Raw genomic sequence first — 13,966 nt, forward strand, 5'->3', positions numbered from 1 at the left:
TATGGGGAGCCGCTGATCCGGAGCTGGAACGAGGGCACCGTGCTGCGCATCGGCTCGTTCTGCTCGATCGCAGCCCGCGTCCAGATATTCCTTGGTGGTGAACATCGAGTCGATTGGGTCACCACTTATCCCTTCAGCCTGTTTTGGCCCTCCGCCCGAACCATCGAAGGCCATCCTCGCAGGCGCGGTGACGTCGTGATTGGAAACGATGTGTGGTTGGGCTCGGATGCGATAATCCTGTCGGGCGTTCGGATTGGTGATGGTGCGGTTGTCGGTGCTGGTGCCGTTGTGAGAATGGACGTGCCGCCGTACGCGGTGGTTGCCGGAAATCCGGCGCGTCTGGTGAGGATGCGCTTCTCCGAAGACGTGGTTCAACGGCTTCTGGAGCTTCAATGGTGGAATTGGCCTGATCGCGTGGTTGAGGAATATCTGCCGCTCATGCTGTCAACTGACATAGATGCCTTTCTCTCGGCCGCCGAGGCACGCAAGTAGAGCAATTGGGCGTATACCTACGGCGCCGTGTGCTCGTGCGTCTTCGTCCAGTTGCAAGCGTCGTCACAACATGAAGGTGCGTTCGGATACAGAGCCCATTAGTTGCCCCGCGCGGTTGCCGGCGATCCACATCCATTGTGCGCGCCCGCGGCGGGTCAGGAGGGTTGGTGCACTGATCGCAAGCAGCATCCAGGACCGGGCCCCAGCGAACCGAGCCGGGCGCGTCAGTCCGGCGTCGATGAGGATCCGGGCAATTCGCGGACGGCTTCGTCCGTATGCAAGACCTTGCCGCCAGAGAGCTCTGGGGGAGTCGCGATAGCGATAGTGGACCACGGCGTCGGGGACGCCGACGATCTCCACGCCCGATTGCCAGCACCTCAGGGAGAACTCGGCGTCCTCACCGGCACTGAAATCCTCTCGCACGCCGCCCACGGCATCCCACACCCGGCGGTGGGTCGCCCAGCTGGCACCCCGGATGCAGGGAAATATGCCGAAGAACGAACCCAGCGGTTCCTCGATTGACCGGCCACGAGAATCAGCGAGCCAAGGTGGGTTGAGTAGGTCAAGTTCATGGGGCCCCGTGACCACATCGTGGCTTGCGAGCCCTCCAACGAGCGCCGCCAGCCATCCAGGCGCGACGACGTCGTCAGCGTCGCAGAACACAATGAGGTCGCTATCGGCTGACCGGACGCCCACCGCCAAGGCATAGCCTTTGCCCTTCCGTTCCTCTGCTTGGATGACTCGCAGTTTCGGGTGACGCTGCGCCATGCGTTTGGCGATCAAAGCGGTCTTGTCCGTGGATGCGTTGTCCACCACGATCAACTCCCATTGGCCGGGACACTCCTGCTCAATCAAAGCATTGAGCTGGGAAGGAAGGTGTTGCTCCTCGTTGTGAGCACACACAATGACCGAAACATCCATTGCGCTCAGGTCTCCTGCGAAATGAGATTAACAACCAATTTCTCGAACGAATCTGTGATTCGTTCGGGGTCCACTTCAGGGCGCTTTGCGTGTGACGTCGCCGCGGCGCACAGCGATGAATAGAGGTGTTCGTCCGTCCACATACTCGTAAGGGCTTCAACCCAAGCGTCCAGGGAGCCCAACGGTACGCATATTCCGCCCGGTCCCGTGGCCTCCACGAGCGCGGGAACATCTCCGGCGAGAACGGGGATTCCGTTGGCCTGTGCCTCAAGTATCACGCGTGGGCGGTTGTCGACCCGATAGGGCACCAACAGCACCCGAGCGTCTGCGTAAATGCCAGGGCCCGGCTGTTGGGCGCGTCGGAACTCGACGTTGGCAAGGGTTGCTGCGGCTCCCTCGACCTCGGCAAGGGCGGTCCCGGCCAGCCGCCACGATTCCTGGACAACGAAATCCACTTCGGGAAGCGCTCGCGCAAGGTTCCAGACGATGTCTCCACCCCTGGACTGGCTGGGATTTATGGCCAGTGCCACGGTCCGAGTCGGAATGGTTGCCGTGACGTGCACGTCGACGACTGAAGGGATCGTGGAGCACTCAAAACCCTTGGACCGTAGGGATTGGGTTAGCGAGTGCGCATTGGCGATCAGTAGATCGGGGTACGACTCGGGGCTCACGTGCCCAAGCGAGTCGTCCTCCCTCACGTACAGAACGGCTGGGACGCCGGCGCGGGCACATGTGGCGCGAATCAGCCGCCATGCCCAGCGTTCGACGCTATTCACCACCACTACGTCGGGCAACCAGGCCCTTATGACGTCCTTCAGTGCATTCTGTGGCTTGACCGATGCCCAATGCGTTAAACCCTCGACGTCAAACTCCTTGACCCGTCGACCGACGTGGTTGCGCATCCATCGCAATAGAGGGGCAACATCCGAGGATTCGAATCGGACCGAGGCATCGGCCAAGTGCCCGTACCCCCACCTGGACAACTTGGCGCTCTGTCCCGGGTCTACCAGGAATGTGACCTCATGGCCCCGCCGGACCAGTTGGTGCGCGAGCTCACGTTGGCTTCGGCCCGAGCCTCCGGTCGTCGTCCCGGATACGAACAGAAACTTCATCTCACCACCACAGCACGTTGTATCGCACAGATCCCTCGAGTCGGCCCACTTGTTGTCCGGCCCTGCGCACCCAAGCGCCGCGGCGGCCTGGGTCGATGGCGAAAGGGAACCGGGTCAGCATCCACCATGCCTCCAAGAAGGGTGCCCGTGTCGGTCGCCGGGCCAGCCCGGAGGCCGCGAATTTCTTGTATAGGTGCGCCTCCGCTGCACCGTATGCGCGTGACTGCTTGTACAACTTGGACAACGAGGGGCGCAGTCGGTAGTGAACGACCGCGTCGGGGACCGTCTCCAAAGCGGTCCCCGACAGTTGAGCGCGCCAGCAGAATTCGATATCCGGTCCACCGAACTCAAAGGCCTCGTCAAATCCAGAAAGGCGCTTCCACAGATCCTTGGAGAATCCAAGATTCGCACCGTGACCCGATTCGAGGAAGTTCATGATGATGCCGGTGGACGCCCGGTCGGCGCCGCGCCACCTTCGCACGTGGGGAGGGTTGAGACGCTCGTAATCGATGGGTCCGGCGACAAGTTCGTAGCCTCCGTCGAATGCTCGGCACATGGCCGTGAGCCAGCGCGTGTCGACTTGGTCATCACCGTCACACAGGAGAATGCGGCCATATCGCGCGGCAGCGATGCCACAGTTCCGCGCGTAGTTGCTGCCGGGGGCTGCTCCGGCATCGATGATCCTGACCGGTATTTGCGTTGCGAAGCTCTCGGCGATCGTCACAGTGTCATCAGTCGAGCCGTTGTCGGCGATAATGACTTCAAAGCCCCCGGAAGGGGATTCTGCCGCGGCAAGCGCATCAAGTTGCTCCGCGAGCGTCGAGGCCGCATTTCGTACGGGGATAACCACGCTGATTCCGCGAGCATCGACTGGTTGGCTCATGAGCAGCCCGTTTCAACGTCATGGCCATTGGCCGATGTGCGTGCTGCGTGGCCGAGTTCATGAACAGTGTTGCTGCGCCACTTCGATGTCGCCAAGTTTCGAACTGCGGCAGCGAGGGCGTAGTCGTCCGGCGTGTCGGACTTCATGAAGCGGGCGATCCTTTCCGCTGTGCTCTTTGGACTTTCCTCCCAGTTCACGAGGACTCCCACGCCATGGTCCCTTACCAAGTGTTCGATGTCCCAACCGCAGCGACTCACTGCGACAGGCACGCCAGCTGCCAAGTACTCACCAAACTTCATCGGCCAAGCGACTTCATTGACGAGGCCCGGCGCTCGGTACAGAAAACCGAGGCGGGCTTCGTGGAGCCATTTAGCGACATCATGTGGATCATCCGACGCAACCATCTCTACGGACTTCTCGGGCAAGCCCTGGAGCAAGACGGCCGCACGTGGGTCGCGGCTGATGACACGAAACTTGAGATCGGGGTCCAGTTCGTGGAGCTCTCGCCATACGAGACTCAACCTCTCCAAACCCTGCCACGGCGAGCCACCCCCCACGTACGTCAGATGCGTTCGGCCCGACCCGGACCGCACTCCGAAGACCTCGGTGTCGACGGTGTTGGGAACGACCATGATCCGCCGGTCTCCAAGGCGAAGTCGAATGAGCCGGGCCATCGGCTCTGAAACTACGATTGCAAGTCGAGCTTGGACACGACGTCCCGCGGCCCAAGCGAAGCGGGTCGCCAAGCGCGACGCAACCGTGTTTTTGGTCAGCAGTCGTTCCTCGGGGATTCCGTTGATGCACCACACGTCGCAGCGCTGAGTCGGGACAAATGCAGCAACGCTAAAGCCGACAGCGACTACTGTGGCGTCGTCGCCCACAACCTTCTCGATGTGACGCCGGACCCGCAGTGCGTCGCGGAGGCGCGCGGGAACCTGCTGGACGCTCCTGATCTGTTCCCGACCGCTGGTGAGCGATGTCCATCCGTCGGCAGAGGAGCCCCGTCCAGGAGTGAGGTGCAGGATGTCCACTTGGTCAAACGCTCGGCACGTCACGTCGATCAGGAACTCAATGCGAGAGAGCTCGATCCCCAACTGGCCCCGATAGACAAAGATGGCACGTCCTTGTGACCCGGACTGGCTCATCCTTGACTCTCGATGTTCAGGGCCAGTTGCCGTTGACTCTGTCCAGCACCGCCAGCCGTGGACCACGACGCGAACAGCAAGCGCAGGCTAGGCATGGGTGGCCCCTGAGTCGTGGAACTCTTGCCGTCGGCCGAAGCCACGAGAACCAGAGGCGGCATAGACGGCCAAGGATCGATACGCGATCTCGCGCTGGTCGAACTCGTCCCGCGCTCTCGCGGCGGCGGCGTCACCGAGTCGCGTGCGCAAAGGAGCGCTGTCGAGAAGTCTCTGCACGGCATACCCCAAAGCCGTGGCGTCACCGGCTGGCGCCAGGAGCAAGTGTTCCTCGTGGGTGCCGATCTCACGACAGCCGCGGATGTCGGTGAGCACCATGGCGACGTCGCAGGCGGCGGCTTCCATCGACGCCCGAGAGAAGCCTTCGCGGTGTGACGCGAGGACGAAGACGTCGAGGGCTGAATAGATGGCGTCCATGTCGGTGCGCTCACCGAGGAAGCGCACAGCGTCCTCGTGGGGGACCGGGGTGCGGGCGTCGCTCCCGTCCTCAGGACCGACCCACACGAACGTCGCTCGGTCACCGAGCCGGTGAGCCACCTCAGCGAACTCGGCAAGGCCCTTCTCACGCACCTGGCGGCCGATCGTGCCGACGAGCAGGTCGTCGTCCGACACACCAAGTTCTTCACGCACCCGACGGCGGCCCTCAGGGTCAGGTTGGAAGCGCTCGAGGTCGACCCCGTTGCCCACGACCTCGTGGCGTCCAGGCTTGAGGAAACGCCGCATGGTGTCGCGATCCGCGGCGTTCTGGAAGAGCTCGTAGTCGGAGAAGCGGATCGCCAGCGCCTCAGCGCCATAGACGAACGCCCGCTTGCGCAGCCTGTCCTCGGGGCGCGCCCAGAGTCCGTGGCAGGTGTTCACGACGACGGGTATGCCGGCCAGCCGGCCAGCGATGCGTCCCATGACTCCCGTCTTGGGGTTGTGCGTGTGGAGGACGTCGAGGTCGAGCGACCGGAGAGCGTGGATGAGGTCGCGGAACGCCTCAAAGTCCTGGCGGGGATTCCACGAGCGCGTCAACGCGGGCAGCGGAACGTGAGTCACGCCCAGCATCTCGACCCTGGGGACGTAGCGACCGGGCGCGCTGATCCCGAAGACCTCGTGGCCTTCGCTGACGTCGACCTCGAGCTCGGTCGACAGCAGGAGGGCCAGGCTCATGTCCACAGTCGTGAGGTGGGCAATGCGCACGGGTGCCGCACCCCCTTTCCCGGTTGGCCAATGGCGATTGACCCATCGTGACAAACGTTCCTGTCAGCGGTGGCAGGTTCGGGCAAAGAGCCCGCGACGTTCAGGTCCGACGGATACAGTTCGAGCCTGACTGTCCCACCGAGCGGAAGGTGTTGTTGCATGCTGACGCGGGGGGACGCACAAGGCTGCAGGCAGGGAGTGACGGCGTGACGCTGCAGGACTACATCAAGGTGTTCAAACACCGCTGGATCGTGATGGTGATCTGCACTGCCGTGGCAGCAGGTGTGACGTGGTTGGTGACGCCCGCGAGCGCCGACACCACCAGGAAGATCGGCTCCTACACAGCCACCGCGACGATCCTGGTGAGCTCCAGCGACCCTGAGAGCGGAGGGACCAATCTCGGACGCATCGCGCTGTACCTGACGACGGGCGAGGTGCCCAAGCGAGCCGCCGCAGTGGTGAAGTACGACGGCGATCCCGCACTGCTTGCCTCAGGCCTCACCGTGACACCGGACGGCGTTTCGCAAGCGTTGACGGTGGCGGCGGCGGCGTCCGATGGTGACCGGGCGGCCGCGGTGGCCAACGCCTTCGCCGACGAGATCGTCAAGTTCACCGCCGAGGCGCAGCGTCCAGGGGTCGAGAACGCCAAGTTGTCCGTCCTCCAGCGGGCCACCCCCATCCCGAACGCTGCATCCGACAGCGGTTTCGTCGTGCCTCCCGGGCGAGGCCCACGCACGGCGATGGCCGCACTCCTTGGCCTGCTCGTCGGCATGGGTGCAGCTCTCGTCCTCGATCGCCTCGACTCGCGGCTGCGCACCCGCAGTGACATCCACTCCGCACTGGGGATGCCGATCATCGCCGAGGTGCCGCGACTCAAGCGCTCTCAGCGCAATCGCAACACCTTGGGCGTCCTTGAGGATCCACTCAGCCTCTATGCCGACGGCTACAGGGCCGCCCGCACGGCGCTCGTCCACACCGCCGGTCAGGTCATGCCCGGGGACTACTCGCCGCGGCGCTCCGCTGTCGAGCCCCGTCGGTCCGCCAACTCTGGACGACTGATCCTCATCACCTCTGCCCACGCCTCCGAGGGCAAGACGACCAGCGTGGCCAACCTCGCCGCGAGCTTCGCCGAGACCGGGCAGCAGGTGCTCGTGCTCGATGCCGACCTGAGGTCCCCGGACATCCACAACGTCTTCGACGTGCCTCAGGGCGCCGGAATCTCGGACTACCTCACCGACCCGGGCGATGCGTCACTCGATGCGGTCGTGCGGCCGACAAGCGTGTCCGGCGTGCGGATCATCACCGCCGGCACGAGCCTCGCGCACCCGGCGTCGTTGGCCAGCCGCATGGGTCACCTCCTCGAAGAGGCCCGCGAGATGGCCGACGTCGTCCTCATCGACACCGCCCCTCTTCTCGAGGCCAGCGACGTCTTCGACATCCTCCCGATGGTCGACACCCTCCTCCTCGTGGTGCGCCACGGTCGTCTCACCGAGGTCTCGGGCAATCGGGTGGCCGAACTCGTTGGTCGTTTCCAGGTCCCCGTGAGCGGCGTCATCATCGTCGGCGCCAAGGCCAAGCTCGGCGACACCTACGGCTACGGCTACGGCTACGGCGACGCGCGCAAGACCAAGAAGAAGGTCAAGCGTGGCCGCAAGCTGGCCGAGCAGCGGCGCCCCGAGCCGCAGCAGGCTGCCGACTCGCCGCCGGAGAATCTCGACGACGAGGTCACCCGCGAGAGTCGCCGCACGCGGCGCGCCTCGTCGGCCTGAGCCCTTCATGACGACCCTCCGGATGCGGCTGGCCACCGTATGCCTCGCTGTGCTCGCTGGGCTCGGCGTCGCGGCCGGGTTCAGGTTGGCGGTGAGCACGAACTCCTACAACTTCTGGGGTGCGGCGATCGTCGTGCCGATCGTCATCGCCGTCAACGTCGTCCTCATTCGACGGGTGAGCAGGGGCGGGGAGGAGGCGTGGCTTCCGGGACTGCTGGGAACTGCCTTCGCCCTCAAGATGGTCGGTGCGCTGGCTCGGTACTACATCGCGTACATCGTCTACGCCGGTGCTGCGGACGCCCAGCGCTACAACCTGTACGCAGCGTCCTACTACAAGCTGTGGCGTGACGGGACGATCACCTTTGAGCTCGGCGGCAAGCAAGGCACGCAGTGGATGGAGGTCATCACCACAGCCCTGTACACAGTCATTGGTCCGTCACCTCTCGCGGCGTTCTTCGTCTTTGCCGCATTCGCCTTCTGGGGCCAGTACTTCCTGTTCAAGGCATTTCGAACGGCCCTCCCTGAGGGCAATCAGAAGAGGTATGCCGCCCTCGTCCTCCTCCTTCCATCGCTTCTGTACTGGCCGTCAAGCATCGGCAAGGAGGCCTGGTTGATGTTCTTCGTCGGTGTGACCGCGCTGGGCGCTGCCTACCTTTTCGCTCACCGGCCCCGCGCGATCCCGCTCCTGCTCCTCGGTGCGGCAGGGACGACTCTCCTGCGACCGCACCTGGCTGTCCTGCTGTTCGCGGCGCTCTTCGTCGCTCAGCTCTTCAGGCCCACCGCGGCACGAAGCATTGGGATCCTCAGCAAGGTCGCAGGAGTGATCGTTCTGGGTGCTGCAGCCTTCGTGCTCACGTCCCAATCGGCGAGCTTCCTGGGTATCGATGATCTTTCGTACCAAGCGGTCTCTGACTCGGTCAATGCTGCGAGCGAGCAGGCGAGCGAGGGGAGCTCGGCGTTCGAGTCCAGTCCGATCCAGTCGCCGGCTGACATCCCCAGTGCCGTGATCACGGTCTTGTTCCGACCGTTCCCATTCGAGGCGCGCAACGCCCAGATGCTCTTGCAGGGCCTTGAAGGGCTGGTCTTGGTCGTGCTCGTGATCCGTTCGTGGCCACGCCTGCGTCACCTTCCCAGCCTCCTGAAGCGCAACCCCTATGTCACCTTCTGCATGATCTATACGGCGGCTTTCATCTGGGCCTTCTCGGGCTTCGGCAACTTCGGCATCCTGGCGCGGCAGAGGGTGCTGATGATCCCGTTCTTCGTCATCTTGTTGGCACTGCCCGAGGTCGGGCGATGGCGCGCACCAACCGACCGCACTGTATGGGAGTTGTCCCGTGCCCGCCGCTGACCGTCAGGGCCCCCGTCGCCGCTTCAAGGATGCGCTGGCCCGGCTCGGAGGCGCGGCGCCTGCGAGCGGTGCCACTCTCCTCATCTACCACCGCATCGGCGGGGGCACGCCCGACGAACTGGACCTGCCCACGAGTGACTTCGAGCGGCAGCTCGACGTCCTGGCGTCACACGACGTCGTGTCCCTCGACACCGCGCTCGATCGGCTCGACGCGGCTGACACCAGTCCGTCCGTGGTGCTGACCTTCGACGACGGCTTCGACGACGTCCACGCCAACGCCTGGCCGTCGCTGCGCGAACGAAAGCTGCCGTTCACGATCTACCTCGCGTCGGGCTACGTCGGTGGCTCGATGCTGTGGGAGGGCTCGACGGCCAAGGGCGCCACCGGGCGGGGGATGAGCTGGGACCAGCTGGCCGAGTTCGTGGACTCAGGCTTGTGCACCATCGGCAACCACACTCACGGACATATCCGACCAGAGGTGTTGACCGTGTCGGAGCTAGACGCCTGCACCGAGGCCGTCGAACGACACCTCGGCGTGACTCCGCGCCACTTCACCTATCCGTGGGGGATCCCGGTGCCCGCCATGGAGGACGATCTGCGCGAGCGCTTCCGCAGCGCCTCCACCGGCGAGCTGGGTCGCAATCTGCCTGACAGCAACAGGATGCGGCTCAGCCGAGTGCCGGTGCGTCAGTCAGATCCCGAGGCTTTCTTCGCTGCCAAGCTCACCGGAGCGCTCGGGCCAGAACGCGCGTATGCCGCTGCCGTCCGTCTCGGGAAGGCCGCCGGTCTGCGGGGCTGACGTGTGGCGCTTCGTGGCTCAGGCGTGTGGCGAACGTGACACCAGCGCGGCATACACCTGCTCCTGGGCCGCGACGGCGCGGCGAATGTCGTAGTCCGCGGCGCGCGCGCGAGCAGCGGCACCCATGCGCTGCCGCAGGTCGTCATCACGTGCGACCGTGACGAGGGCGGCGGCGAGGGCGTGGGAGTCGCCAGGCGGGACGAGGAGTCCTTCGACGCCATCGGTGACTTGGTGGGGGAGGCCTCCCACTGCCGTGGCGACAACTGGGAGTCCACCTGCGAAGGCCTCCATCACCGCGACCGGCAGTCCCTCGTGGGCGGAGGCGAGGGTGAAGACGTCGGCCGCCGCCATGAGGTCGTGGACGTCGCGCCGGAAGCCGAGGAGCTGGAAGCGGTCACCGAGTCCGAGCGACGTGTGGAGTGCGGCCACCTCGTCCACGAGTGGGCCCTGACCCACAGCAGCGAACCGGAGCCGCGGTTCGAGGTCGAGGGCCAGGCGGGCGGCACGCAGAAGGTTCGGATAGTCCTTGTTGCTTCGCAGGTTGGCCACCGTGAGGGACAACACCTCGTCGGTGGCAACACCGAGCTCCGAGCGGAGGCGGCCGCGCGCGTCAGGGCCCGGGTTCACCGCCTCGGGGTCGATGCCGTGGATGAGGACGTCGTAGCCCTCACGCCGTGAGGTCCACACCGTGTCCTTGACTTGGTCGGACACGGCCCAGTGATGGGCGTCGAGTGGCGCAGTGAAGCCGTTGAGCACCCGGGTCGGGGTGCGGTGACTCGTCCACTCGTTGTGCTCGGTCGTCACGACAACCGGTCTCCGGGACCGGGGCAAGGTGCGCGAGACGAGTCGTGCGGCCGAGGCGAGGACGGGGGAGTGGGCATGGACGATGTCGACGTCTGACATCGCGCGGCGCAGGTCCGCGATCCAGGGCGCACGCAGGGCAGGACCCGAGGTGTTGGCTCCAAGTCGCTGTGGGACAAGGCCGTTGGCCTCGAACTCCGGAACGAGGTGGGTCTTGTCCGGCCGCACATAGGCGACCCGGTAGTCGAAGCGACTTCGGTCGACCACTCCCGCGGCAAGGAGGAGGAGTTGCTCGGCGCCGCCCGGCCCCAGACCCTTGACGAGCCAGAGAACTCGGACCCGCTCAGTGGGTGGCCGTGGAGTCCCCATCCTGTCCCCTCCAGATGCTCGCGTTGCTGAACGCCGACGGAGCATCCGGGCGCGCCCTAAACTCGCTCGAGAGTACCAACGACGACGGGGGCACACGGATGAGCTCGGTGAAGCCGGAAGACCTTGTCATCAGGGCCGCCGAGCCGCAGGACGATGCGACGGCAATGCCGATGCTTCGAGCCTCGCTGGGCAAGGTCGACGACCCGCACTACGAGGCGTTCCTGAAGTGGAAGCACCGCGACAACCCGTTCGGGGTCTCGCCCGCGTGGGTGGCTCTGCACGAGGGTGTGGTCGTCGGCTATCGCACCTTCCTGCGCTGGGAGTTCCTGACCGAGGAAGGACGCGTCCTGCGGGCGGTGCGCGCAGTCGACACGGCAACCGACCCGGCATACAGAGGGGTGGGAATCTTTCGGACTCTCACGTTGCAGGGGGTCAGCGAACTGACCCTCGCCGGTGACGGCATCGTCTTCAACACACCCAATGACCAGAGCCGACCCGGCTACCTCAAAATGGGCTGGACCCTGGCCCGCCAGCTCCCGGTCGGAGTGATGCCGCGGGGCCCGAGGTCGCTGCAGTCCATGCTGACCTCGCGCGTCCCAGCCACGCTGTGGTCGGAGGCCACCGACGTCGGGCTCGACGCCGCGGCTGCTCTGGCCGATCGTGGGGTCGCGCAGCAGCTCATTGAACACGCACCGACTGCAGGCGTCCGGACGAACCGCACCCCCGAGTACCTCGCTTGGCGCACGGCGTTCGGACCTCTGCACTATCGCCTGCTCCTCGCCAAGGAAGCCGACCCCAGCCGTGGCGGTGTGTTCTTCCGACTCCGTCGTCGGGGCGAGGCCGTGGAAGCCGCGATCATCGAACAGCTCGTGCCCGACCGCCGCACCGGAGCATCCCTCGTGCGCCGCGTTCTCAGGGAGACCGGAGCCGACTACGCGATAGGGCTGCGGACCGGGCCGTCAGCGGGCCTCCTGCCCTTGCCCCGGCAGGGGCCGCTGCTCACGACCCGGCCACTTGCTGCCTCACCGCCGTCACCCGGCAAATGGGCGCTCACGCTCGGCGACGTCGAGCTGTTCTGAGTCGAGCTGTTCGGGGTTGACCGATCCTGAGGTGCGGGTCGCGGCGGCCCATCCAAGGACAAGTCCGGCGGTGAGGACGACGGGGGCGAACTCCAGCAGGTGGTCGGCATAGGAGTGCACGACCAGAGCGGTCCAGGCGGCGACGGCAACGATGGCCTGGGGTGCCTTGCCCCGGGCCGCCCAGAGCATGCCAGTGAGCACGATCAGACCAAAGAGGGCGACTCCGATCCAGCCGGTCTCGGCACCGATCTGAAGCACCGACGAATGTGCGGTCGACGTGTCGGGGTCGATCGACAACGCAGTGGCGTCACGGAACGACCCCGGCCCGGCACCCGTGAGGGGTCGTCGCTGCCACAGCGCCACCGCGTCGTGCCAGAGCCGCTCCCGGACGGTGTCAAAGATGCCCCCCGCCCAGGACGGGAAGGTCGGACCCTCCGCGAGGCGCCGGATGACCGCGGCGCCGGTGCCTGCCACAAGAACTCCGAGGACGACGGCCCACCAGCGGTGAGTGGGTCGCCGCCACATGACGCAACCGATGGCGGCCACCACGGGCACGGCGACTGCGAGTCCGGCGGCGGAACGGTTGAGCGCCACCGCAACCACGCCGAGGATCAGGGCGGCGACGAGGGTCCGACGCCGCCCGGGCGGCGTGGCGAGCAGCGCCAGCCCGCAGAGCCCCACGAGCTGCACCGCCAGGGCCGCGTTGGCATTGGCATAGCCCAGAGGCTCCTTTCCCGGCTCGCTGGTGAGCAGCACTCCAAGGATGAGGAGCCCACACACAACGGCGAGGGCGACATGCAGACGGGAGTCACCGGCATACCGGACCAGTGCCTGTCCGCCCGCGACTCCGAGCACGAGAACGATCGGTGCCACCAAATAGGGGGACGTCAGCGAAAAACCCTGGTCCAGGCGGATGCCCACCGCGGCTGACCACGACACCCACACGGCCAGCAGCGCGAGCCCACACAGGCCGGGCCACCCGACTCGGTCGAGGTGGCGTCGCACGTCGGCCGCCGAACTCAGGCGCGGTAGTCGGGCAGCGTGCGGAACCAGTCAACGGTCGCCTGCAGGCCTTCGCGCAGTGGGACCGGGGCGACATCAGGGAAGTGCCCCCGCAGACGCGAGTTGTCGGCCTGGGAGTCGCGGACGTCTCCGGCCCGGGTCTCGACGTGTTCCACGGCAGGGCGCTCGCCGAGGATGTCGGCGAGTTCGTCGACCACGACGTTGAGCGACGTCCGGCTGCCGAACGCGAGGTTGATGGCTTCGAGGTCGCTGACCTTGCGGACGACCGCGTCGGCGATCACTCGCGTCACGGTGCCGACAAAGGTGAAGTCGCGGGTCTGCTCACCGTCGCCGTGGACGGTGAGGGGAACCCCGCGCAACGCCGCGTCGATGAACGCAGGCAGGACTGCGGCGTACGCATGGCCGGCGGCCTGAAGCGGTCCGTAGACATTGAAGAAGCGGAAGGCGAGGGTCGGCATGCCGTAGGTGTGGCCGAACGACAACGTGTAGGCCTCGGTCGCCTGCTTGCTCACGGCATACGGAGAGATCGGTGCGGTGCGCATGCTCTCGCGCTTGGGGAGCTCACGGTTGGCGCCGTAGACCGAGGACGATGACGCCGAGATGACGTGCAGGTCGCCCGCCCGGCGAGCCGCCTGCAGCACTTCGAGGGTGCCGGTGGCATTCGCGTGATGCGAGGCGAGCGGGTCGATGACGGAGCGCGGGACCGAGGGGAGCGCGCCGAGGTGCACGATGGCGCTGGCACCAGCGCAGGCCTCGTCAAGGGCAGCAGGATCGAGGATCGTCCCCTCGAGCAAGGTGATGCCGGTGCCCTCGAGGTTGGCTCGGGAACCGGTCGACAGGTTGTCGATCGCGACGACCTGGTCGATCTCGGGCCGGCCGAGCAACTCGCGCCCGAGGTTGGATCCGATGAACCCGGCCCCGCCGGTCACCACGACCTTCACGTGTATCCCCCATGTTGAGGCGGTGGCGCACGCAGTTGCACCCGTTTT

At 65.8% G+C, this 13,966-nt stretch carries 13 protein-coding genes; 5 read left to right on the forward strand and 8 right to left on the reverse strand.

Annotated elements, in window-relative coordinates; genetic code table 11:
* Positions 1-39: 39 nt before the first annotated feature.
* Complete coding sequence (locus V6K52_RS07940; protein ID WP_353953328.1) at positions 40-492, forward strand: CatB-related O-acetyltransferase; 453 nt, start codon at positions 40-42, stop codon at positions 490-492.
* A 63-nt stretch (positions 493-555) separates the two neighbouring features.
* Here the strand turns inward: V6K52_RS07940 and V6K52_RS07945 are convergent, their stop codons facing one another.
* The 5 genes from V6K52_RS07945 to V6K52_RS07965 form a co-directional block, all read right to left on the reverse strand.
* Positions 556-1,413 carry a glycosyltransferase gene (locus V6K52_RS07945; RefSeq protein WP_353953329.1) on the reverse strand — a complete coding sequence of 286 codons (858 nt, stop codon included), beginning with the start codon at positions 1,411-1,413 and terminating at the stop codon, positions 556-558.
* 5 nt (positions 1,414-1,418) lie between these two features.
* Positions 1,419-2,525, reverse strand: a complete 1,107-nt coding sequence (locus tag V6K52_RS07950; RefSeq protein WP_353953330.1) for a glycosyltransferase — start codon at positions 2,523-2,525, stop codon at positions 1,419-1,421.
* Between the two features lies 1 nt (position 2,526).
* Positions 2,527-3,408 carry a glycosyltransferase gene (locus V6K52_RS07955; RefSeq protein ID WP_353953331.1) on the reverse strand — a complete coding sequence of 294 codons (882 nt, stop codon included), beginning with the start codon at positions 3,406-3,408 and terminating at the stop codon, positions 2,527-2,529.
* On the reverse strand, positions 3,405-4,553 hold the full coding sequence (locus V6K52_RS07960; RefSeq protein WP_353953332.1) for a glycosyltransferase: 1,149 nt from the start codon (positions 4,551-4,553) through the stop codon (positions 3,405-3,407). The genes V6K52_RS07955 and V6K52_RS07960 overlap by 4 nt, the downstream gene beginning before the upstream one ends.
* 87 nt (positions 4,554-4,640) lie before the next feature.
* Positions 4,641-5,759, reverse strand: a complete 1,119-nt coding sequence (locus tag V6K52_RS07965) for a glycosyltransferase (RefSeq protein ID WP_353953333.1) — start codon at positions 5,757-5,759, stop codon at positions 4,641-4,643.
* 236 nt (positions 5,760-5,995) lie between these two features.
* On the opposite strand from V6K52_RS07965, the gene V6K52_RS07970 reads away from it, so the two are divergent.
* From V6K52_RS07970 to V6K52_RS07980, 3 genes are read left to right on the forward strand one after another with little or no spacing between them, the layout of a single operon-like run.
* Positions 5,996-7,558: an AAA family ATPase gene (locus V6K52_RS07970; RefSeq protein WP_353953334.1), complete on the forward strand. Its 1,563-nt coding sequence runs from the start codon at positions 5,996-5,998 to the stop codon at positions 7,556-7,558.
* Between the two features lie 7 nt (positions 7,559-7,565).
* Entirely contained in the window at positions 7,566-8,906 is a 1,341-nt protein-coding gene (locus tag V6K52_RS07975; protein WP_353953335.1) for a hypothetical protein, read from the forward strand.
* Complete coding sequence (locus V6K52_RS07980) at positions 8,893-9,705, forward strand: polysaccharide deacetylase family protein (RefSeq protein WP_353953336.1); 813 nt, start codon at positions 8,893-8,895, stop codon at positions 9,703-9,705. The genes V6K52_RS07975 and V6K52_RS07980 overlap by 14 nt, the downstream gene beginning before the upstream one ends.
* Positions 9,706-9,723: 18 nt before the next feature.
* Here V6K52_RS07980 and V6K52_RS07985 read toward each other — a convergent pair whose 3' ends face one another.
* Positions 9,724-10,875 carry a glycosyltransferase gene (locus tag V6K52_RS07985; protein ID WP_353953337.1) on the reverse strand — a complete coding sequence of 384 codons (1,152 nt, stop codon included), beginning with the start codon at positions 10,873-10,875 and terminating at the stop codon, positions 9,724-9,726.
* Between the two features lie 98 nt (positions 10,876-10,973).
* Between V6K52_RS07985 and V6K52_RS07990 the strand changes: the two genes are divergently transcribed.
* Positions 10,974-11,954 carry a GNAT family N-acetyltransferase gene (locus V6K52_RS07990; RefSeq protein WP_353953338.1) on the forward strand — a complete coding sequence of 327 codons (981 nt, stop codon included), beginning with the start codon at positions 10,974-10,976 and terminating at the stop codon, positions 11,952-11,954.
* Here V6K52_RS07990 and V6K52_RS07995 read toward each other — a convergent pair.
* Both V6K52_RS07995 and V6K52_RS08000 read right to left on the reverse strand, forming a co-directional pair.
* Positions 11,907-12,959 carry an O-antigen ligase family protein gene (locus tag V6K52_RS07995; protein WP_353953339.1) on the reverse strand — a complete coding sequence of 351 codons (1,053 nt, stop codon included), beginning with the start codon at positions 12,957-12,959 and terminating at the stop codon, positions 11,907-11,909. The two genes, V6K52_RS07990 and V6K52_RS07995, sit on opposite strands and share 48 nt — an antisense overlap.
* A gap of 14 nt (positions 12,960-12,973) precedes the next feature.
* Positions 12,974-13,918 carry an NAD-dependent epimerase/dehydratase family protein gene (locus tag V6K52_RS08000; RefSeq protein WP_353953340.1) on the reverse strand — a complete coding sequence of 315 codons (945 nt, stop codon included), beginning with the start codon at positions 13,916-13,918 and terminating at the stop codon, positions 12,974-12,976.
* Positions 13,919-13,966 lie beyond the last annotated feature (48 nt).

It is taken from the genome of Knoellia sp. S7-12, from assembly GCF_040518285.1.
GTDB lineage: Bacteria > Actinomycetota > Actinomycetes > Actinomycetales > Dermatophilaceae > Knoellia.

What these genes read in the sequence shown, in the direction of transcription:
- V6K52_RS07945 (WP_353953329.1), bottom strand. Translation starts at nt 1,413, where the DNA reads ATGGATGTTTCGGTCATTGTGTGTGCTCACAACGAGGAGCAACACCTT.
- V6K52_RS07950 (WP_353953330.1), bottom strand. Translation starts at nt 2,525, where the DNA reads ATGAAGTTTCTGTTCGTATCCGGGACGACGACCGGAGGCTCGGGCCGA.
- V6K52_RS07955 (WP_353953331.1), bottom strand. Translation starts at nt 3,408, where the DNA reads ATGAGCCAACCAGTCGATGCTCGCGGAATCAGCGTGGTTATCCCCGTA.
- V6K52_RS07960 (WP_353953332.1), bottom strand. Translation starts at nt 4,553, where the DNA reads ATGAGCCAGTCCGGGTCACAAGGACGTGCCATCTTTGTCTATCGGGGC.
- V6K52_RS07965 (WP_353953333.1), bottom strand. Translation starts at nt 5,759, where the DNA reads ATGAGCCTGGCCCTCCTGCTGTCGACCGAGCTCGAGGTCGACGTCAGC.
- V6K52_RS07975 (WP_353953335.1), top strand. Translation starts at nt 7,566, where the DNA reads ATGACGACCCTCCGGATGCGGCTGGCCACCGTATGCCTCGCTGTGCTC.
- V6K52_RS07985 (WP_353953337.1), bottom strand. Translation starts at nt 10,875, where the DNA reads ATGGGGACTCCACGGCCACCCACTGAGCGGGTCCGAGTTCTCTGGCTC.
- V6K52_RS07990 (WP_353953338.1), top strand. Translation starts at nt 10,974, where the DNA reads ATGAGCTCGGTGAAGCCGGAAGACCTTGTCATCAGGGCCGCCGAGCCG.